Source organism: Mycobacterium aquaticum, assembly GCF_002086485.1.
In the GTDB taxonomy this organism is placed as follows: Bacteria; Actinomycetota; Actinomycetes; order Mycobacteriales; family Mycobacteriaceae; genus Mycobacterium; species Mycobacterium aquaticum.
On record NZ_MVHF01000019.1, the window covers coordinates 1 to 19,750 of the forward strand.

Consider the following 19,750-nt stretch of genomic DNA (forward strand, 5'->3'; position numbering starts at 1 on the left):
ACGAAAAGTGTTGTGGCGGGGTCGAGTCCGTCGAGGGTGGCGACCAGGTGGGAGGGGTCGACGTTGGACACGAAGCGTGCTGAGATGCCGGCGTCGGCGTAGTGCCGTAGTGCGTCGTAGACCATGACCGGGCCCAGGTCCGACCCGCCGACGCCGACGTTGACCACGGTGGTGATGCGCTTGCCGGTGGCGCCGGTCCATTCGCCGGAGCGCAGTTTGTCGGTGAAGGCGCCCATCCGGTCGAGGACGTCGTGGACGTCGGCGACGACGTTCTGGCCGTCGACGGTCAGTTCGGCGCTGGCAGGCAACCGCAGGGCGGTGTGCAGGACGGCGCGGTCTTCGGAGGTGTTGATGTGTTCGCCGGCGAACATGGCGTCGCGGCGTTGTTCGAGGTCTGCGGTGCGGGCGAGGTCGACCAATAGCTTGATGGTTTCGCGGGTGATGCGGTGCTTGCTGTAGTCGATGTAGAGGTCGCCGACGTTCAGCACCAGTTCGGTTCCGCGGGCGGGATCTTCGGCGAAGAACTCGCGCAGGTGGGTCTGGCCGATCTTGTCGTGATGACGGATCAGAGCTTGCCACGCGGCAGTGGTCGAAATATCGGCGCTCTTGCTCATATGGAGAACCCTAGTGTGCGGTGGTGATGAATGGAGTAAATGATGAAGGTATGGATAGCGCAGCCTTGCTGAAGTCAGTTCCAACCGGACTGTGGATCGGCGGTGAGCAGCGGGAAGCTGCCTCGACTTTCGACGTCCTGGACCCCAGCGACGACCAGGTTCTGGCGTCGGTCTCCAACGCCACGGCCGAGGACGCGGTCGCTGCCCTCGATGCCGCATGCGCGGTCCAGGCCGACTGGGCCGCCACCCCTCCGCGGGAACGCGGTGAGATCCTGCGGTCGGTGTTCGAGAAGATCACCGAACGTGCCGACGACATCGCCGCGTTGATGACACTCGAGATGGGCAAGGTGCTCGCGGAGAGCAAGGGCGAGGTGAAGTACGGCGCCGAGTTCTTCCGCTGGTTCGCCGAAGAGGCCGTCCGCATCGACGGGCGTTACACCGCAAGCCCCGCGGGGACCGGTCGCATCATCGTCACCAAGCAAGCCGTCGGCCCTTGCTACGCCATCACACCGTGGAACTTCCCGCTGGCCATGGGAACCCGCAAAATGGGCCCGGCGTTCGCGGCGGGCTGCACCATGATCGTCAAGCCCGCGCAGGAAACCCCGCTGACCATGCTGCTGCTGGCCCAGCTGATGGACGAGGCCGGTTTGCCCAAGGGCGTGCTCTCGGTGCTGCCGACCAATGACGCGCGCGGGGTCACCACGGCGCTCATCGACGACGGCCGGCTGCGCAAGCTCACCTTCACGGGTTCGACGGGTGTCGGCAAGGCCCTGGTGAAGCAATCGGCCGACGCGTTGTTGCGGACGTCGATGGAGTTGGGCGGCAACGCACCGTTCGTCGTGTTCGACGACGCTGACGTCGACGCTGCTGTCGACGGCGCGATCCTGGCCAAGATGCGCAACGGCGGTGAGGCCTGTACGGCCGCCAACCGGTTCCACGTCGCCAATGCGGTGCGCGAAGAATTCACCGACAAGTTGATCAAGCGTATGAGCGAGTTCACCCTCGGCAAGGGTCTCGACCCGTCGTCCACATTGGGTCCGCTGATCAATTCCAGCCAGGTCGCCGCCGTCACCGAGCTGGTCTCCGATGCCGTCTCGCGAGGCGCGACGGTCGCCGTCGGTGGCGTCGCTCCCGGCGGCCCGGGCAATTTCTACCCGGCCACAGTGCTCACCGATGTCCCTGCCGACGCCCGCATCCTCAAGGAGGAAGTGTTCGGCCCCGTCGCGCCGATCATCGGATTCGACACCGAGGACGAGGGCATCGAAGCCGCCAATGACACCGAGTACGGACTGGCCGCCTACGTCTACACGCAGTCGCTCGACCGTGCGCTTCGGGTTGCCGAGGGCATCGAGTCCGGCATGGTCGGAGTGAACCGGGGCATCATCTCCGACCCGGCCGCGCCGTTCGGTGGCGTTAAGGAGTCGGGCTTCGGCCGCGAAGGTGGCTCCGAGGGCATCGAGGAGTACCTCGACACCAAATACATTGCGCTGACGAAGTAGGGATTTCCCAGCGCGCCTTCCCGATTCGGCGCCGCAGGCCACCTAAACTCTCATGCTCGAACCCTAGACGGGAGGGCATGGACGTGACTGCGGCGCCGGTCCGGGTTCCCGTTCGCCGGGCTACCACCGCCCGCCGCGACATCCCGGCACTGGACGGCATTCGTGCTGTCGCCGTACTGCTGGTCGTGGCCGCCCACGGCGGTGTTCCGGGCCTGGGTGGCGGCTTCATCGGTGTGGACGTGTTCTTCGTCCTCAGCGGTTTTCTGATCACCTCGCTGTTGCTCGACGAGTACCGCAAGACCTACCGCATCGATCTCAAGGCGTTCTGGGTGCGCCGGGCGCGCAGGCTACTGCCGGCGATGCTCGTGATGACACTGGCGGTGGTCGCCGCGCGGGACCTGTTCCCGCCCGACGCGGTCGCCAGTGTGCGCAACGACGCCGTCGCCGCATTCTTCTGGATTGCCAACTGGGGCTTCGTGCTTCAGAAGGCCGACTACTTCACCCAGGGCGGCACTCCGTCGCCGCTGCAGCACACGTGGTCACTGGGCGTGGAGGAGCAGTACTACCTCATCTGGCCGCTGCTGTTGGTGGGCGCGGCACTGCTGCTGCGCCGCCGCTCGGCGGGCACCGTGCGATGGGCGGTGTTCGGGCTCGCCGCCGCGGGTGTGGCGGCATCGGCCGCCGAGGCCATCCTGCTGGTCGGCGACAGCACGCAAGACGTCAACCGCGTCTACTTCGGCACCGACACGCGGGTGCAGGCCCTGCTGGTCGGGGCGGCTGCGGCGGCCCTGTTGGTGCGGGACTGGTCGGCACTGACCATGTCCGGCACGCTGATCCGCACCCGACGGCTGCGCTGGGTCGCCTGGCTGCTGCCGGTCGTCGGGCTCGCGCTGCTCGCGGTGGCCGCACATGTCGCCACCGGCGGCGCCGACGACTTCCGGCACGGCTTGCTGATCATCGTCGCGATCGGTGCGGTGTTGGTGGTCGCGCCGGTCGCCCTGGATCAGGACGGATACGTCGCGAAGGCACTGGCCTGGCGTCCGCTCGTGGCGCTCGGCGCCATCTCCTACGGCGTGTACCTGTGGCACTGGCCGATCTTCTTGATCCTCAACGGCGAACGCACCGGCTGGACGAGCTGGTCGTTGCTGACCCTGCGGTGCGCGGTCACGCTCGCAGCGGCCATCGCGTCGTGGTGGCTCATCGAGCAACCCGTGCGGCGTTGGCGTCCCGCGCACGTGCCGATGCTGCGGCTGGCCGCGGCGACGGTGGCGACGGCGGCCGTGCTGACGATGGGTGTCCTGCCCGTCGCGCAGCCCGCCGAACGCACCGGGCCCGACGTGATGTCGGCTGCCCTCAAAGAGGACGTCGGCGCCGAGGTGCCGGTCCCGGTGGGCAATACGCCGCTGCGCGACCCCGGCACCAAGGTGGTCGGGGTGTTCGGCGACTCGGTGGCCTGGACGCTGATGCGCTATCTCCCGTCGACGCCGGGACTGCACTTCAACGACTACACCACCATCGGATGCGGCATCGCCCGCGGCGGCCCGTACCGGTCCAGCGGGGAGACCCTCAACCAGAAACCTGAATGCGACACCTGGCCGGAACGTTGGACCCAGCGCGTGACCCATGACCGGCCTGACGTCGTCTTGCTGATGATCGGTCGGTGGGAGACCGTCGACCGGATGTGGCAGGGCCACTGGACACACATCGGCGACCCGGACTTCACCAAGTACCTGCAGGGCGAGCTGCAGCGGGCGCTGGACATCCTCGGTTCGACGGGCGCGCGGGTGGTGGTGACGACGGCTCCGTACAACCGGCGCGGTGAACGCTCCGACGGCAGCCTCTATCCCGAGGATCAGCCCGCGCGAGTGCAGGAGTGGAACAAGATTCTGCGCACGGCCGTCGGTAACCGGCCGAACTTCGAGGTCCTCGACTTCAACGCCAAGCTCGATCCCGGCGGCGTCTACACCGCGCGCATCGACGGGATCAGGATGCGCAGCGACGGCGTGCACCCCACGGCCGAGGCCGTCAAGTGGTTGGCGCCGTGGTTGGCCGACGCCCTGCGCACCCCGCCGTCGCCGCCGCCCGGCCCGCCGCCGACCCCGGCGCCGACCCCACCGCGGAACGGCATTCCCGGTCGTCAAACGAGCGGCTGAGCAACCCTGGCTGCAGTCTGGGGGCGCGTGTCGGAGCTGCTGAGCAAGATCGCCGGCATGGGCACCATCTTCTTGGGCAGTGAAGCGCTGGCACGTGGCGAACTGACTCGTGGACGCCTACGGTCTGCGTACCGGCCGATATTTCCCGACGTGTATCAACCCCGCATCGCAGAGCCGACGCTCTACGGCAACACCATGGCCGCCTGGCTGTGGTCCAAGCGGCGGGCGGTGATCACCGGACGGGCCGCATCGGCGCTACACGGGGCGAAGTGGGTCGATGACGAAGCTCCGATCGAACTGATCTGGCAAAACCACCGCCCACCGGCGGGCATCGTCACCCACAACGACCGCTTCACCTGTGACGACGTTGTCGAGATCAACGGCATGGCCGTCGCCACGATTCAGCGGACTGCGTTGGACCTCGGCCGGTTCCTGCCTCGAGGCGCGGCCGTTGCGCACCTCGACGCGCTTGCCGCAGCGACCGGCCTGGCGGCTGACCACGTCCTACCGCTCGTCGAGGACTTCCGGGGTGCGCATGGAGTGCGGCGGTGCCGTGAGGCACTGAGCCTGATGGATGCCGGCGGACAGTCACCGAAAGAGACGTGGCTTCGCTTGTTGTTGATGGACGACGGCTATCCCCGACCCGAGACCCAGATTCCAGTGTTGGACGAGTGTGGCTACGAGTTCGCCTATCTGGACATGGGATGGGAGCACGCGATGATCGCTGTCGCGTATGACGGCGATCAGCACCGCACTGACCGGGTCAGGTATGCGTGGGACGTGATCAGGCTCAGGAAGATCGAACGCCGAGGCTGGCTGCATGTCCGCGTCATCAAGGAGGATCGGCCGCGCGACATTCTTGCGCGAGTGCGCGCAGCGTGGGCTCGCCGCCAGGCGGAAGGGAGGGTTGCTCAGCGGCCGGCTTGACGACCCGGAATGCAGTTCCGCGTAACCCCTAGTGGCCGAGCCGTCCCCGACCGAGGCGCAGCAGCAGCATCGCCAGGTCTTTGCCTTCGGGCCCGAGCACGCTGAACCGTTCGATGACCTTCATCTCCCGGCTGTGCACCAGGCGGGTGCCGCCCGACGCCATGCGGGCTTGGCCGATCATCTTGGAGACCTCGGTGCGCCGCTGGACGGCAGCCAGGATGGTGGCGTCGAGTTCGTCGATCTCACGACGCAGTTCATCGATGTCAGGCACGGCTCGATGGTCTCAGTCAAGCCCGTGCCAGCGCAAAACTGTCGTGGTGCGGCGGTAAGTTTGATGGCGATATGACCACCTCGCCCGTCGCTTCGCCGACTGTTTCAGAAACCGATCAGCTCCTGGAAGGGCTCAACCCCCAGCAGCGTCAGGCCGTGCTGCACGAGGGCTCGCCGCTGCTCATCGTGGCAGGTGCCGGATCGGGCAAGACAGCGGTGCTGACGCGGCGGATCGCGTATCTGCTCGCCGCCCGCGACGTCGGGGTCGGGCAGATCCTTGCCATCACGTTCACCAACAAGGCCGCCGCGGAGATGCGTGAACGGGTGGTCGGGCTGGTGGGACCCCGGGCGAGGAACATGTGGATCTCCACCTTCCATTCCTCGTGTGTGCGCATTCTGCGCAACCAGGCCTCGCTGCTGCCGGGGCTGAACTCCAACTTCTCGATCTACGACTCCGACGATTCCCGTCGCCTGCTGATGATGATCGGCAAGGACATGGGTCTGGACACCAAGCGCTATTCGCCGCGGCTGCTGGCCAACAGCATCTCCAACCTGAAGAACGAGCTGATCCGCCCGGAACAGGCCGCGGCCGAGGCCTCGGAGGCCGCCGAGGAGATGGCGGGCATCGTCGCCCAGGTCTATGCGGAGTATCAGCGGCGTCTGCGGGCGGCCAATGCGTTGGACTTCGACGACCTGATCGGTGAGACGGTCGCCGTGCTGCAGGCGTTCCCGCAGATCGCGCAGTACTACCGGCGGCGGTTCCGGCACATCCTGGTCGACGAGTATCAGGACACCAACCACGCCCAGTACGTCCTGGTCCGCGAGTTGGTCGGACACGACATCGAGGGCACCGACAACACGGTGCCGCCCGCCGAGCTGTGTGTGGTGGGCGACGCCGACCAGTCGATCTACGCCTTCCGGGGCGCCACCATCCGCAACATCGAGGATTTCGAACGGGACTATCCCGACGCGACGACGATTCTGCTGGAACAGAATTACCGCTCCACCCAGACCATCTTGAACGCCGCGAACTCGGTGATCGCCCGCAACGCCGGCCGGCGCGAGAAGCGGCTGTGGACCGACGCCGGTGAGGGTGAGCTGATCGTCGGTTACGTGGCCGACAACGAGCACGACGAGGCCCGGTTCGTCGCCGAGGAGATCGACGCACTGGCCGACCGGGAGGGGCTCAAGTACGGCGACGTCGCGGTGTTCTACCGCACCAACAACTCCTCGCGTGCCCTGGAAGAGGTGTTCATCCGGGCCGGCATTCCGTACAAAGTCGTTGGGGGAGTGCGCTTCTACGAGCGCCGCGAGATCCGCGACATCGTTGCCTACCTGCGCGTGCTGGACAATCCGGGTGATTCGGTGAGCATGCGCCGCATCCTCAACACTCCGCGTCGCGGCATCGGGGACCGCGCCGAGGCGTGCGTCGCCGTCTACGCCGAGAACACCGGGGGCAGCTTCAACGATGCGCTGCAGGCCGCCGCAGAGGGTCGGGTGCCGATGCTCAACACCCGCTCGGAGAAGGCCATCGCGAGTTTCGTCGCACTGCTCGACGACCTGCGCGGCAAGCTCGACAACGAGCTCGGCGACCTGGTGGAGGCCGTGCTGGAACGCACCGGATACCGTCGCGAACTGGAGGCCTCCAGCGATCCGCAGGATCTGGCCCGGCTCGACAACCTCAACGAATTGGTCAGCGTCGCACACGAGTTCAGCACGGACCTGGCCAACGCCCAGGCCCTGGCCGAAGATGAACCGGTCGACGAGGACATCCCCGAGACCGGGGTCCTGGCTCAGTTCCTGGAGCGGGTCTCACTGGTCGCCGATGCCGACGAGATCCCTGAGGACGGCGCCGGTGTGGTGACGATGATGACGCTGCACACGGCCAAGGGGCTGGAGTTCCCCGCGGTGTTCGTCACCGGCTGGGAGGACGGCATGTTCCCGCACATGCGGGCGTTGGGCGATCCGACCGAGCTGTCCGAGGAGCGGCGGCTGGCCTACGTGGGCATCACCCGTGCGCGGCAGCGGCTCTACCTGAGCCGGGCCAAGGTCCGCTCGTCGTGGGGCCAGCCGATGCTCAACCCGGAATCCCGGTTCCTGCGGGAGATCCCGGAGGAACTCATCAACTGGCGCCGCGTGGAGCAGCCGGCGTCGGCGTTCAGCGCTCCTGTCGGTAACGCGGGCCGCTATGGCGCTCCACGTCCGGCCCCGGCCCGCCCGGCGGCAGCCCGTAACCGCCCCCTGATCGTGCTGGAGCCGGGCGATCGGGTCACCCACGACAAATACGGCCTGGGACGGGTCGAGGAGGTCTCAGGGATGGGCGAGACGGCCATGTCGCTGATCGACTTCGGCAGTGCGGGGCGGGTCAAGCTGATGCACAACCACGCGCCGGTGCAGAAGCTCTAGCCGGTTCCTCTACACCAGTGCCTGACGCCGGGCAGTAACGCCAACCCGGCGACGACGAGCGGTGCGATGCTCAAGGTCATGTGGGTGGCCCAGGCCAGTGGTGTGGCGATCAGCGCGACGGCGGAGACCACCGCGCCCACGATCACGATGACCTGACCAGACGTCTTGCACAGCATCAACTGAACCGCGCCGACGATCAGCGCCACCGCGGCGACGATCAGCACGGCGGCTGCGGCGACGAACCACCACGACGTCGAATGCTGCTGCGCGGAGTCCGGCTGCAGATTGTCCCAGTTCTGCACTGAGTCAAGCAGTTCGAAGAACAGATGCACCAAAACCCCACTCGCGGCGGCCAGCACGTTGATTCCCGCACAGAGCACGGCCAGCACCGTCGTGGTGATGGCGACGCCCTTGCCTCGACGCGTCGAAACAGGTTGGTAGGTCTGTGGATTCATTGCCGTGGTCCCGCCGCCCACCGCCGGGTGGACGGCAGCAAGGTGAGCGCGATGGCCGCGACCGGCAGCACCGGCATCGCGTACACCACGGGATGCAGCCTGGCGCCCGCGATGAACAGGCTGCCGAAGATCAGCAGGCCGATGATCGAGCCGACGACGACCAGCAGCCGCCCCATGCGTCTGCGCAGAAGCACGGCGATGAGCCCGCCGATGGTGGCCGCGGCCGATATCGCGGTGAGAAAACCGATCGCCAGGCAGAACAGCCGGTCGCTGTGCCACCACCCGGCGATGAGGTCGGTGGCGATCATGGCGGTGGCCCAACCGCTGAGGATGCCGGCCGTCGCGGCCGCGATGGAGGTGCGTGGATTGGCGCCGGCCGGGGAACGGGGAATCGCCAGCGGACGGGCGCGGGGAATGTAGCGGGTCTGGGCCTGGTCGTCGGTGTCGCGGGAGATCAAGCCGGTCGCGGGTTCGGCGTCGGCCGCGGTGGGGATGGCGCCGGTCGGGTGGCGACGGATGATGCTGGTCTTGGGTTCGTGCTGCGCCGTCATCGGTGCGGACACGGGCTCGGCGGGTTGTCGCCGGATGATGCGAGTCTGATCGTCGGACGGGCCGGTTGAGGCTCTGTTTTCGGCGGAGTCGCTCACTCAGCCAACATAGTTGCCCGGGCTGAGCCCGCGCTGCGCCAGCCACGGCACCGGGTCGATGCGCTGCGTGCCGTTGAGCAGAACTTCGAAGTGCAGGTGCGGGCCGGTCGAGTTGCCTCGGTTGCCGACGGTGGCGATCTGATCGCCTGCCATGACGCGCTCACCGACGCTGACGTTCCAGCTGTTGATGTGGCCGTACAGCGTGACGGTGCCGTCTGCGTGGCGCAGCTTGACCCAGGCGCCGTAACCGGCCGTCGGGCCGACGTCGATGACCACGCCGTCGGACACCGCGGCGATGGGGGTGCCGATCGGGCTTGCCAGGTCGATGCCGGCGTGCAGGACGCCCCAGCGGTATCCGAAGGTCGAGGTCCAGACGAAGCCCTTGGTGGGCATCACGAACAGTGGGCGCGACAGCCGGGCCTCGCGCTCGGCGCGCTCCTGCGCGAACGCGGCGGCCTTGGTTATCTCTTCGGCGTGCACCGCGGAGCTGTTGTCGGCGGCGACGGTGACGATCTGCATGCCGTCCACCGAGCCTGTGGCGCCGGCGGTGCGTGCGGTGTTGGCACCGGAGGCGACGATGGTGTCGTCGGCGCTGGCCTGCGTGCCGGTGGTCAACGAGTAGGCCCCTGCGGCGGTGGCGCCCGCAGCCATCGCGGCGATCAGCAGGCGGCTCTTGACGGGGCCGGGCGTTTCCTTGCGATGAGCGCCGCGGCGGCTGCTCATGTCGATGACGTCGGTGGCGGCATTGCCGTCACTCACGTCGGTGTGGTTGTCGCGGTAGGCGTGGCTCGAGCCGCGGGTGCCACGGTCGCTGCCGGATTCGGAGCGGAATTCCGACGGCACGGCCAACCGGATGGGGATCAGGTCATCGGTGTCGTGCATGTCGTCGAGCTCGGGGGCGTGGATCACCCGAGATTCCCGGTCGAACGCGCCGGAGCTGTGGAACTCCAGGTCAGAGAGTTTTCCGAACTCGTTGAACGGGATGATGTCGGTGATTTCCGCAGCGTCCAGTGCATCGGCCGACATGTTTTTCCGGTCCCGAGCGTTCATCGATACCCCTGTGGGAGATACGGACGAACGATGCTGCGACAACCCGGAAATCCTTCTCGTCGTGACCTCAACGTGATCTGGACCAGAGGCACGTTAACCAAATCCCAATGATGGTGGCAACTCCTCCGGCTATTCCGCCGCAGAATGTGATCTGTATCACCGCCAGGGCCCGGTGAGATATACCACATCGTCGGTAGGCGGTGGTTACCGCTCACGAGGTGATGGATAAAGTGCCCACGGGCCCGTCGGTGATACTCCAGACCGGGCAGCTTCGAAGTCAACGCAGACAGATACCGCCTCATAGAGGAAACACATGGATCTTTTCGAGTACCAGGCGAAAGAGCTGTTCGCCAAGCACAACGTCCCCACTTCGGCAGGCCGGGTCACCGACACCGCCGAAGGCGCCAAGGCCATCGCCGAGGAAATCGGCAAGCCCGTCATGGTCAAGGCGCAGGTCAAGGTGGGCGGCCGTGGCAAGGCCGGTGGCGTCAAGTACGCCGCCACCGCCGACGATGCGTTCACCCACGCGCAGAACATCCTCGGCCTGGACATCAAGGGCCACATCGTCAAGAAGCTGCTGGTCGCCGAGGCGAGCGACATCGCCGAGGAGTACTACATCTCCTTCCTGCTCGATCGTGCCAACCGCACGTACCTGGCCATGTGCTCGGTCGAGGGCGGCATGGAGATCGAAGAGGTCGCCGCCACCAAGCCTGAGCGGCTGGCCAAGGTTCCGGTCGACGCCGTCAAGGGTGTCGATCTGGCCTTCGCGCGGTCCATCGCCGAGCAGGGCCACCTGCCCGCCGAGGTGCTCGACGCCGCCGCGGTGACCATCCAGAAGCTGTGGGAGGTGTTCGTCAAAGAGGACGCCACCCTGGTTGAGGTGAACCCGCTGGTGCGCACGCCCGACGACCAGATCCTGGCCCTGGACGGCAAGGTCACCCTCGACGCCAACGCCGACTTCCGGCAGCCCGGCCACGCCGAGTTCGAGGACAAGGACGCGACCGATCCGCTCGAGCTCAAGGCCAAGGAGAACGACCTCAACTACGTCAAGCTCGATGGTGCCGTCGGCATCATCGGCAACGGCGCGGGCCTGGTCATGTCGACGCTGGACGTCGTCGCCTACGCCGGTGAGAAGCACGGCGGCGTCAAGCCCGCAAACTTCCTCGACATCGGTGGTGGCGCCTCGGCCGAGGTGATGGCCAACGGTCTGGACGTCATCCTCAACGACACACAGGTCAAGAGCGTGTTCGTCAACGTGTTCGGCGGCATCACCGCATGTGACGCGGTGGCCAACGGCATCGTCAAGGCGCTGCAGATCCTCGGCGACGAGGCCAACAAGCCGCTCGTCGTCCGCTTGGACGGCAACAACGTCGAAGAGGGCCGCCGCATCCTCGCCGAGGCCAACCACCCCCTGGTCATCCAGGCCGAGACCATGGACGCCGGCGCCGACAAGGCCGCCGAGCTGGCCAACAAGTAAGGGACACTTGATATGTCGATTTTTCTGAACAAAGACAGCAAGGTCATCGTCCAGGGCATCACCGGTGGTGAGGGCACCAAGCACACCGCGCTGATGCTCAAGGCAGGCACGCAGGTCGTCGGCGGCGTCAATGCACGCAAGGCCGGCACGAAGGTCGCCCACAAGGACAAGGACGGCAACGACATCGAGCTTCCGGTGTTCGCATCGGTCGCCGAGGCCATCAAGGAGACCGGCGCCGACGTGTCGATCGCCTTCGTGCCGCCGGCCTTCTCCAAGGACGCCATCATCGAGGCCATCGACGCCGAGATCCCGCTGCTGGTGGTCATCACCGAGGGAATCCCGGTGCAGGACAGCGCTTATGCGTGGGCCTACAACGTCGACAAGGGTCAGAAGACCCGCATCATCGGCCCCAACTGCCCGGGCATCATCACCCCCGGTGAGTCGCTGGTCGGCATCACGCCGAACAACATCACCGGCAAGGGCCCGATCGGGCTGGTGTCGAAGTCGGGCACGCTGACCTACCAGATGATGTACGAGCTGCGCGATCTCGGCTTCTCGACCGCCATCGGCATCGGCGGCGACCCGGTCATCGGCACCACCCACATCGATGCCATCGAAGCGTTCGAGAAGGATCCCGAGACCAAGATCATCGTGATGATCGGTGAGATCGGTGGCGACGCCGAAGAGCGGGCCGCCGACTACATCAAGGCCAACGTCACCAAGCCCGTCGTCGGCTACGTCGCGGGCTTCACCGCCCCGGAGGGCAAGACCATGGGCCACGCCGGCGCCATCGTGTCGGGCAGCTCGGGCACCGCCGCGGCCAAGAAGGAAGCTCTTGAGGCTGCCGGCGTGAAGGTCGGCAAGACCCCGTCGGAGACCGCGGCACTGGCCCGCGCCATCCTCGAGGGCTGATTTTCTCGCGCGAGCAGACGCGTAGGCCCCCGCACGCCCGGCGTGTCGGGGGCCTTAGCGTCTGCTCGGCAGTTAAACGCGACCGCCCAGGTGCTCGGCGAGGAAACGTTCGACGGCGTGGTACATGTCGATCTGGTTGTCCGGGTTGAGGAATCCGTGCCCTTCGTCCGCCTTGACCATGTACTCGACCTCGACGCCGCGGCTGCGTAGCGCTTCGACGAGATTGTCGGACTCGGCCTGGACCACGCGAGAATCATTGGCGCCCTGGACAACCAGCAGTGGTGTGCGGATCTGGTCGACCTTCGTGATGGGCGAGCGGGCCAGCATGTCGGCCTCCTGCTGCGGGTCGCTCGGGTCGCCGACGTACATGTGCCAATTGGTGGCCAGGAACGGCCGGGCCACGTTCGGCAGCGTGCGCATGAAGTTCGCGAGACTGGAGATTCCGACGTAGTCGATGGCCGCGGCGAAGACATCCGGGGTGAACGTGACGCCGACGAGCGCTGCGTAGCCGCCGTACGAGCCACCGAAGATGGCCACCCGGTCGCGATCGGCGTAGCCCTGCTTGACGGCCCAGTCGACGGCGTCGATCAGGTCGTCGTGCATCTTGCCTGCGAACTCCCCGATGGCCGCCTTGGTGAAAGCCTTGCCGTAGCCGGTGGAGCCGCGAAAGTTGACCTGTAGCACCGCATATCCGCGATTGGCCAGCATCTGCACATCGGGTTGGTAGGCCCAGACGTCGCGTGCCCACGGACCGCCGTGCACCAGCAGCACCAGCGGCAGATCCACCGGGTCGATCCCGACGGGCAGGGTCAGATAGGCGTGCAGGTCCAGGCCGTCGCGCGAGGTGATGGTGACCGGCTTCATCGGGGCCAGCGCGTCAGGATTCAGATTCGGGTGCGGCCGGAACAACATTCGGCTCTCGCCGGTCGTGTGGTCGTAGAAGTATGTGACGTACGGGTCGCGGTCGTGCATGAAGTTGACGACCCAGCGTTGCCCGCTGCTGTCGGACGATATCCCACCGAGATCGCCTTCACCGAGCTGACTCAGCTTCTGCAGCACCGCAGCGAAGTCCGCGTCCAGCGCGTGAATCACCTGGCGGTCACCGTAATACCGCGCCCCGATCAATTCGCCCGTGCGCTCGCTGAGGATCAGCGGTGACGGCAGCACCATTTGGGCGGCCAGGTCGAACGACGGGTGACTGTCCACTTCGGTTTCCACGCCGGTCGCGACATCCAGGCGGGCCAGCCTGGTTCGGTCGGTGCCGTGGTTGGACCCGAGCCACATGCCGGTGCCGTCAGGGGTGATCGTCACGGGATGGATACCCACGGGATAGTCGGTGCCATCGTAGGTCTTGATGGGCCGCAACGATTTCGTGGCGGTATCCCATTGCGACAGTTCGACATCGCCGTCGGCGGTCAGAACCGACGTGAACAACTCGCCGTGCTGGCTGCACATCCAGTTGACGACATTGCCCGGATTCTCGGCGAGCAGCGTGAGTTCGCCGGTGGCGATGTCGAGTTCGTAGGCGTCGAACAGCTCGGGGTTGCGCTTGTTGAACTGGACCATGGCCTTGCCGGGACGGCCTTTGAGAAGTGTGAAATCTGCCCGGATACCGGGAAACGGCGTGAGGTCGACCGCCGGACTGTCGGGATGGTCCAGGTCCACGCGGTAGATGTGCCAGTTCTCGTCGCCGCCGGTGTCCTGCATGTAGAGCAGCCAGCGCGGATCCTGGGTCCACCGGTAGATGTAGACGCTGCGGGTCTCGTCGGCTGTCACGCACCGCGGGTCGGTGTCGCCATCGAGGTTCTCTATCCACACGTTGAGCCGGTTCTTCCACGGAGCGAGATAGGCGATTCTGGTGCCGTCGGGTGAGATGGTCGCGGCGGTGCGCACGGGTGGGCTGAAGAAGTCCTCGACGGTGATGAGCTCGGGTAGCGCCATGGCGGTCCTTTCGCTGGGCAGGATTGTTCGACGGGCCAGGCTGGCTCGCGATGCGTATTCGGTTGGGGGATAGGGATTTACTGGGTGACCGGCCCTCCAAGGCGGCCGTTGGTGGCTTCGCGGATGGCTCGGTCCATGAGCGAGAGCGCCTCGTCTTGGCTGACGATCTTGCCGTCGACGACGATCGCCCGGCTGACGTCCTCGTCGACGACCCGGAACGCCCCGGTGACGGCGGCCGCGCACAGGCGCACGGTGAGATCGTCTTCCGGCAGGCCCAGCCGGTCCGCGATGACGGGGGTGAGGCCCTGTTCCATCCGGTCGTGCACCATGAGATAGGCAGTGCGCAGGGCAGGTTCGGTCGCCGTCATGGTGGCGAGCCGCACCGCGCTGAGCTCGTCCTCGATGTCCTGTGGTGACAGCGGATGCGCAATGGCGTCTGCCGCAAGGTGTTCGGACAACGACAGCTCGTGCGGCCAGCGCCGCGCGCTCGCGAGGAACCGGTCGGCCGACTTCGCGAGCAGGGGTTCGACGCAACTTTCCTTGCTGCGGAAGTAGCGCCAGATCGTGCGGGTGGAGAGCCCCGCTGCCTCGGCGATGTCGTCACCGCTGGTTCCGGCGACGCCCCGTTCCCAGAACAGGGCGCAGGCGATGCGCGACACCGCCAGACGTGCCTGGTCTTGCTTCTCGCCGATGGTCCTCACCCCCAACCTGTCACTTAGTGACACGTCCAAGGTGTCACTAAGTGACAGTCCTGTCAAGCGCGCCCGTCGCGATACTGCACGACGCGACGCAGCAGTGGGTCGGTCAGGTCGTACCACGTGGCGCGGCGGTCACCGGCGTCCGATTTCGTGCGGACCACCCACCGGGCAGCGGTCAGCCGGCCCAGCGCCGCTGACGCGGTCTGGTTCGAAACACCCACCGCGGCAGCGAGATCGGACACGGTCCGAGCACCTTCGCCGCGCGCGAGTTCGACCACCAGGCGCTGCTCACCGGCAGGCAATTGCCAGAGCCGCTGCTGGTAGGACGGTGCCAGCCGGTCCAGCAATGCGGCGGTCACCGGCTCCAACGCCTGCAGTGCCGGTACGTCGGCGACTTCGGCGACCATCTGCCACAGGCGCGGTGAGCCGCCGACCAAATGTTCGATGGCGGCAAGCCGGTCGCGTCCCTCGGGGGAGCGGAGGTAGTCGGCGAGATCGCCGGTGGGCGCGATGATCTGGGCCCCCTCGTCGATGGTCAGGGCGGGGAGCTCCTCGACGATGAACGATCCGTACCAGGGGTGGGTGCGCGACGCGACTCCCGGGAAGAGAGCTGGCGCGGTCGCGAAAAGCATGACTGCGGTGGATGTTTCGACCCACGCACGCAGGCTGCCTTGGCCTGCCTCGCCGATTGCCTCGAACACCCGGTCCAGGTTCTCGATCGCCACCAGGATCATTCGGCCGTCGGCGAGGTCCAGGATCGCGCGTTCCAACCCGATGACATCGTCGCGCAGTTCCCGAGCCTCGGGCAACCGCGACCGGATGAGCTCGACGAGCAGATCGCCGTAGCTTCCGATTGCGAGGCTGTCTTCCGGGAGCAGCAGCGGCAGAACGGCTTTCGACGTATCCCGGTGGGACAGTGCACGGTGCACCACGACGTGCAGCGTGTGCGTCTTGCCGCTGCCGTGCGGGCCGATCAGCAGCGTGTGCGGGCGTGAGCCGTCGTGCGCCGCATCGATGATCCGGTCGGTCAGCCGCGACAGGAATGCTGCCCGTCCGACGGTGTGCGCGTCGAGGTCGGCCGGATCGACCGCGCCAGGGGTGAACAGCGGAATGCTCATCGCCTCATCGCCAGCCAGGCGGCCTGCACCAAACCCGACGCGAAACAGTCGTCATCGCCGACGCGGCGCAGATAGTGGTCCTGTTCCAGGCGTTCGATGAACGACACCAGTTGGTCGCGGTTGCGGATCGGCGACCCCTCGGACTGCAGCAGATGTGCCGTGGCGTCGACACTCAACGCGTCCGACGCGTGCGCGTATATGTCGAGCAGGTCGGCAATGGCGGCGGCATCGTCGCCGTAGTAGTTGCGCAGCCGGTCCCGGTAGTGCCGCAGGTCCCATGGGTCGTGTGGGTCGATGATGGCGGCGCGCAACAGATCGGGTATCCGGCCGGGGTCGACCAGCCCGGCCTGCGCCGACGCCGCGACGAGGTGCTGGATGTAGTAGGGCACGTTCTCGGCTGCTGCCGCAATGGATTCGGCGACGCGGTGTCGGTCGGTGGTGGCCACTTGAGCGCCGAGCAGCAGGCACTCCGCCAGATAGGTCGCGTGGTCATGGCGGATCGGCCCGACGGTCACTTTACGGATGTCGTTCACCGAGCTCAGCGCGTCTTCTGAAACATGGTGAAAGCCAATGGATCCGGACAGCACGGTGGCGAGCCGGCCGGTGTTGTCCTGCCGGAAGCGTCTCAACAGATGGAGGAACGCGTCCCCGCCGCCGGGCTTCTCGCGTTCGAGGTTGCGCGCCAGCACGGTCACCTCGTCGATGAACAGCACGAGCGGTCCGCGCTCGGCGCGTGATACGGCGCGCTGCAACAGATCGTCGAGAGCGGCCTCGGCCTGGGTGCGTTCGAAGCGGATCGGGCCGGTGACGAAGGCGACCTTCCACCGTTCGACCTCGTGGCGCAGCGCGTTGTCGATGCGGCCGAGCTCGCCCGCCAACGCGGTCACAAATTCTGCGTAGGTCTGGCGTTCGGCGCTGACCGACACCACCGTCAGGCCCTGCTGACGGGCGGTGTGTGCGACGAGTCGGGCGAGCGACGTCTTGCCGTGCCGCCGGTCGCCGACCAACGCGGCGCCGCCCGCGGGCAGGCTCGCGAGAATCTCCTGCTGCTCGCGAACCCGGCCGACGACGTTCGCCGGAGGCACTATGCCGCCCACCACCAGGGACATCGGTCGGATGGGCCATGTCATTCCCAAAGTCTACGCCTGAATTGATGTACGTCTAGATCGATGTACGTCAACATAGGCGTGGAAATGCCGCGACGCCGATACGAACTCTCGAACGACAATCCGTTAGCGTGGCGAATTAACACGTGTCAGGAGGTTGTTCACAGTGGTCGATCAGCGCACACCGGTCATCGTCGGCGTCGGGCAGTTCACCGAGCACATCGGCGCCTCCGACTACCGCGGCATGTCCTCGGTCGAGCTGGCCGCCGAGGGTGCCCGGGCAGCCTTGCATGACTGTGGAGTCGACGCGGGAATGGTGGCCAGGGTCATCGACACCGTCGCCGGCGTGCGGCAGTTCGAGATCTCGAAGCCCACACCGCCTCCGTTCGGAGTGTCCGACAACTACCCACGGTCGGTGGCGCAGCGCATCGGTGCCGAACCCGCCCGGGCCGTCCTCGAGGTCATCGGTGGGCAGGGCCCACAGCATCTGGTCACCGAATTCGCCGGCTCGATCGCGGCGGGGCGCTCGGACGTCGTCCTGCTGTTCGGCTCGGACGCGGTGTCCACCGAGCGGTATTACGCCAAACGGGACGACAAACCCGACTTCACCGAGATCGTCGGCGGCCAGCTGGAGGACCGGGGTTTCGGATACGACGGAATCTTCGACGAATACACCATCGCCCACGGGCTGATCGGCGCGCCCGTCCAGTACGGCCTTCTGGAGAACGCGCGGCGCGCACGGCTGGGGCTGTCGGTGCACGCATACCGGCGGAGCATGGCCGAACTGTTCGCACCGTTCTCCAAAGTGGCTGCCAAGAACCCTTTTTCGTCGTCCCCGGTGGAACGTTCGGTCGACGAGCTGGCCACGGTCACCCAGAGCAACCGGATGATCTGTGATCCCTATCCGCGGCTCATGGTCGCTCGCGATCAGGTCAACCAGGGTGCGGCGGTCCTGCTGATGTCGGTCGAATCGGCGCGGCGGCTGGGTGTGCCCGAGGAGAAGTGGGTGTACCTGCGTGGCCACGCCGACATGAAAGAGCAGAAACTCCTCGAACGGGCCGACGTCGGGGCCAGTCCCGCGTCGGTCGCGGCGGTGGGTGAGGCCCTTCGGGTGGCGGGGATCGGGCTCGACGAGGTGGCCGCGTTCGACCTCTACAGCTGTTTTCCGTTCCCGGTGTTCAACATCTGCGACAGCACCGGGTTGGCAACCGACGACGAACGTGGCCTGACGCTGACCGGCGGGTTGCCGTTCTTCGGTGGGCCGGGCAACAACTACTCGATGCACGCCATCGCCGAAGCGGTCAACGAAATGCGCGACAAGCCTGGACAGTTCGCGCTTGTCGGGGCCAACGGCGGGATCGCCAGCAAGTACTCGGTGGGCGTCTACTCGACGGAGCCCGCTGACTGGGCCGAGGATGACAGCGCCGCGCTGTGCGACCAGATCGCCGCACGGCCCAAGGTCTCGATCACCGAAAAGGCCGATGGTGCAGCCACTGTCGAGACCTACACGGTCCGTTACGACTGGCAGGCGCCGACGGGCATCGTCATGGGTCGGATGGCTTCTGACGGCAGCCGGTTCCTCGCCACGACGAAAGACGAGGCGCTGCTGGCACTGTTGTGCGACGGTGACCCGCTCGGCGCGTCGATCGTGGTGCGGTCCGGTGAGACGGGCAACCGCGCGGCACTGGGCTGACGGACCGCCTGATGCGGCCCCGATTTCGGGGTTCGCCCTTAGGCTGAACGTATGAGCCAGGGCAGTCATCGGGTGCCGCGGCCGAATCCTCGGGCTTTCCGGACGGCTGTGGCTGCCCTTGCGATGATCGCCACCCTGGCGTCGTGCACCCGCACTGTCGACGGCGTCGCGTCCGCCCCGGTGTCAGGCAAGGGCGCCATGGTGGACGGCGGCAACCTCGAGTCGTTGCTGCTCACTCCCGATGTGGTATCCGGCATCGTGGGACTGCCGAACATGGTGACCATCTCGTCGTGGATGAAGCCGGACACCAGTGACAGCGGTGAAAGCTACGTGCCGCGTGACTGTCTCGGGGCGTTGTACAGCGGGATGTCGGTGGTCTACGCAGGCAACGGCTACTCGTCGATCTTCCAGACACGCACCGGCCCCAACAAATCCAAGCCGGACGCCACGCCGTCCATCGACCAATCGGCGTCGGCGTTCGACAGCCCGGCCGAAGCGCAGAAGGCCATGGACGAGTACCTCGACACGCTGCACAACTGTGCCGGTAAGGATTTCACGTACACCCGTATCCAGCTCACCTGGAAACTCGGGAGCCCCACCGATGCAGGCAACGGGATCACCACGATGGAGAGCACGCTGCAAGGTGGTGACCAGGTGATCGACCGGGCGTTGGCCGTCAAGGGCAACGTTCTCGTCGAAGTGCAGTCTCAGGACCGCAAACCGCTGGCCGACGACGTCAAGAAAATCATGGACAAGGTGCTCGACCAGATCGGCAGCTGAGCCC

17 protein-coding genes are annotated in these 19,750 nt (G+C 66.5%); 8 read left to right on the plus strand and 9 right to left on the minus strand.

Features of this window, described 5'->3' with window-relative positions:
* A partial coding sequence (locus tag BST13_RS18775) for a glucose-6-phosphate isomerase (protein WP_483869187.1) occupies window positions 1-614 on the minus strand: 614 nt, incomplete at its 3' end.
* Between the two features lie 50 nt (window positions 615-664).
* Between BST13_RS18775 and BST13_RS18780 the strand changes: the two genes are divergently transcribed.
* From BST13_RS18780 to BST13_RS18790, 3 genes are all read left to right on the plus strand, one after another.
* Window positions 665-2,113, plus strand: coding sequence for an NAD-dependent succinate-semialdehyde dehydrogenase (locus BST13_RS18780; RefSeq protein ID WP_083165542.1), 1,449 nt, complete (start codon window positions 665-667; stop codon window positions 2,111-2,113).
* 77 nt (window positions 2,114-2,190) lie between these two features.
* A complete protein-coding gene (locus tag BST13_RS18785; protein ID WP_245839729.1) occupies window positions 2,191-4,266 on the plus strand; it encodes an SGNH/GDSL hydrolase family protein in 2,076 nt (691 codons plus the stop codon).
* A 57-nt stretch (window positions 4,267-4,323) separates the two neighbouring features.
* Window positions 4,324-5,193 (plus strand): hypothetical protein, encoded by an 870-nt coding sequence (locus BST13_RS18790; protein ID WP_083165637.1) that lies wholly within the window; start codon window positions 4,324-4,326, stop codon window positions 5,191-5,193.
* A gap of 28 nt (window positions 5,194-5,221) precedes the next feature.
* Here BST13_RS18790 and BST13_RS18795 read toward each other — a convergent pair whose 3' ends face one another.
* Window positions 5,222-5,464, minus strand: coding sequence for a chorismate mutase (locus tag BST13_RS18795; RefSeq protein ID WP_029372559.1), 243 nt, complete (start codon window positions 5,462-5,464; stop codon window positions 5,222-5,224).
* A gap of 71 nt (window positions 5,465-5,535) precedes the next feature.
* On the opposite strand from BST13_RS18795, the gene pcrA reads away from it, so the two are divergent.
* Complete coding sequence (gene pcrA, locus BST13_RS18800; RefSeq protein WP_083165543.1) at window positions 5,536-7,869, plus strand: DNA helicase PcrA; 2,334 nt, start codon at window positions 5,536-5,538, stop codon at window positions 7,867-7,869.
* On the opposite strand, the gene BST13_RS18805 is transcribed toward pcrA, so the two are convergent.
* Genes BST13_RS18805 through BST13_RS18815 form a run of 3 tightly spaced genes read right to left on the minus strand, consistent with a single transcriptional unit; the run spans window position 7,866 to window position 10,063 of the window.
* Window positions 7,866-8,324 carry a hypothetical protein gene (locus BST13_RS18805; protein WP_083165544.1) on the minus strand — a complete coding sequence of 153 codons (459 nt, stop codon included), beginning with the start codon at window positions 8,322-8,324 and terminating at the stop codon, window positions 7,866-7,868. The two genes, pcrA and BST13_RS18805, sit on opposite strands and share 4 nt — an antisense overlap.
* A complete protein-coding gene (locus BST13_RS18810) occupies window positions 8,321-8,971 on the minus strand; it encodes a hypothetical protein (RefSeq protein WP_083165545.1) in 651 nt (216 codons plus the stop codon). Before BST13_RS18810 ends, BST13_RS18805 begins: the two co-directional genes overlap by 4 nt.
* Entirely contained in the window at window positions 8,972-10,063 is a 1,092-nt protein-coding gene (locus BST13_RS18815) for a M23 family metallopeptidase (RefSeq protein WP_083165546.1), read from the minus strand.
* 271 nt (window positions 10,064-10,334) lie between these two features.
* Here BST13_RS18815 and sucC point away from each other — a divergent pair, with 271 nt between their 5' ends.
* On the plus strand, window positions 10,335-11,498 hold the full coding sequence (gene sucC, locus BST13_RS18820) for an ADP-forming succinate--CoA ligase subunit beta (protein WP_083165547.1): 1,164 nt from the start codon (window positions 10,335-10,337) through the stop codon (window positions 11,496-11,498).
* Between the two features lie 12 nt (window positions 11,499-11,510).
* Complete coding sequence (gene sucD / locus BST13_RS18825) at window positions 11,511-12,410, plus strand: succinate--CoA ligase subunit alpha (RefSeq protein WP_083165548.1); 900 nt, start codon at window positions 11,511-11,513, stop codon at window positions 12,408-12,410.
* 72 nt (window positions 12,411-12,482) lie between these two features.
* Here sucD and BST13_RS18830 read toward each other — a convergent pair whose 3' ends face one another.
* From BST13_RS18830 to BST13_RS18845, 4 genes are all read right to left on the minus strand, one after another.
* Entirely contained in the window at window positions 12,483-14,351 is a 1,869-nt protein-coding gene (locus BST13_RS18830; protein WP_083165549.1) for a S9 family peptidase, read from the minus strand.
* A 77-nt stretch (window positions 14,352-14,428) separates the two neighbouring features.
* A complete protein-coding gene (locus BST13_RS18835) occupies window positions 14,429-15,043 on the minus strand; it encodes a TetR/AcrR family transcriptional regulator (RefSeq protein ID WP_211296123.1) in 615 nt (204 codons plus the stop codon).
* 62 nt (window positions 15,044-15,105) lie between these two features.
* On the minus strand, window positions 15,106-16,167 hold the full coding sequence (locus BST13_RS18840) for a MarR family transcriptional regulator (RefSeq protein WP_083165550.1): 1,062 nt from the start codon (window positions 16,165-16,167) through the stop codon (window positions 15,106-15,108).
* On the minus strand, window positions 16,164-17,276 hold the full coding sequence (locus tag BST13_RS18845) for an ATP-binding protein (protein ID WP_083165551.1): 1,113 nt from the start codon (window positions 17,274-17,276) through the stop codon (window positions 16,164-16,166). Before BST13_RS18845 ends, BST13_RS18840 begins: the two co-directional genes overlap by 4 nt.
* A gap of 163 nt (window positions 17,277-17,439) precedes the next feature.
* Between BST13_RS18845 and BST13_RS18850 the strand changes: the two genes are divergently transcribed.
* Together BST13_RS18850 and BST13_RS18855 are read left to right on the plus strand one after the other, a co-directional pair.
* Window positions 17,440-18,966, plus strand: coding sequence for an acetyl-CoA acetyltransferase (locus tag BST13_RS18850; RefSeq protein WP_083165552.1), 1,527 nt, complete (start codon window positions 17,440-17,442; stop codon window positions 18,964-18,966).
* A gap of 51 nt (window positions 18,967-19,017) precedes the next feature.
* Entirely contained in the window at window positions 19,018-19,746 is a 729-nt protein-coding gene (locus BST13_RS18855) for a sensor domain-containing protein (protein ID WP_083165553.1), read from the plus strand.
* Window positions 19,747-19,750 lie beyond the last annotated feature (4 nt).

Coding starts and splice junctions, on each gene's coding strand:
- BST13_RS18780 (WP_083165542.1), top strand. CDS start 665: ATGGATAGCGCAGCCTTGCTGAAGTCAGTTCCAACCGGACTGTGGATC.
- BST13_RS18785 (WP_245839729.1), top strand. CDS start 2,191: ATGGACGTGACTGCGGCGCCGGTCCGGGTTCCCGTTCGCCGGGCTACC.
- BST13_RS18790 (WP_083165637.1), top strand. CDS start 4,324: ATGGGCACCATCTTCTTGGGCAGTGAAGCGCTGGCACGTGGCGAACTG.
- pcrA (WP_083165543.1), top strand. CDS start 5,536: ATGACCACCTCGCCCGTCGCTTCGCCGACTGTTTCAGAAACCGATCAG.
- BST13_RS18805 (WP_083165544.1), bottom strand. CDS start 8,324: ATGAATCCACAGACCTACCAACCTGTTTCGACGCGTCGAGGCAAGGGC.
- sucC (WP_083165547.1), top strand. CDS start 10,335: ATGGATCTTTTCGAGTACCAGGCGAAAGAGCTGTTCGCCAAGCACAAC.
- sucD (WP_083165548.1), top strand. CDS start 11,511: ATGTCGATTTTTCTGAACAAAGACAGCAAGGTCATCGTCCAGGGCATC.
- BST13_RS18830 (WP_083165549.1), bottom strand. CDS start 14,351: ATGGCGCTACCCGAGCTCATCACCGTCGAGGACTTCTTCAGCCCACCC.
- BST13_RS18840 (WP_083165550.1), bottom strand. CDS start 16,167: ATGAGCATTCCGCTGTTCACCCCTGGCGCGGTCGATCCGGCCGACCTC.
- BST13_RS18845 (WP_083165551.1), bottom strand. CDS start 17,276: ATGTCCCTGGTGGTGGGCGGCATAGTGCCTCCGGCGAACGTCGTCGGC.
- BST13_RS18855 (WP_083165553.1), top strand. CDS start 19,018: ATGAGCCAGGGCAGTCATCGGGTGCCGCGGCCGAATCCTCGGGCTTTC.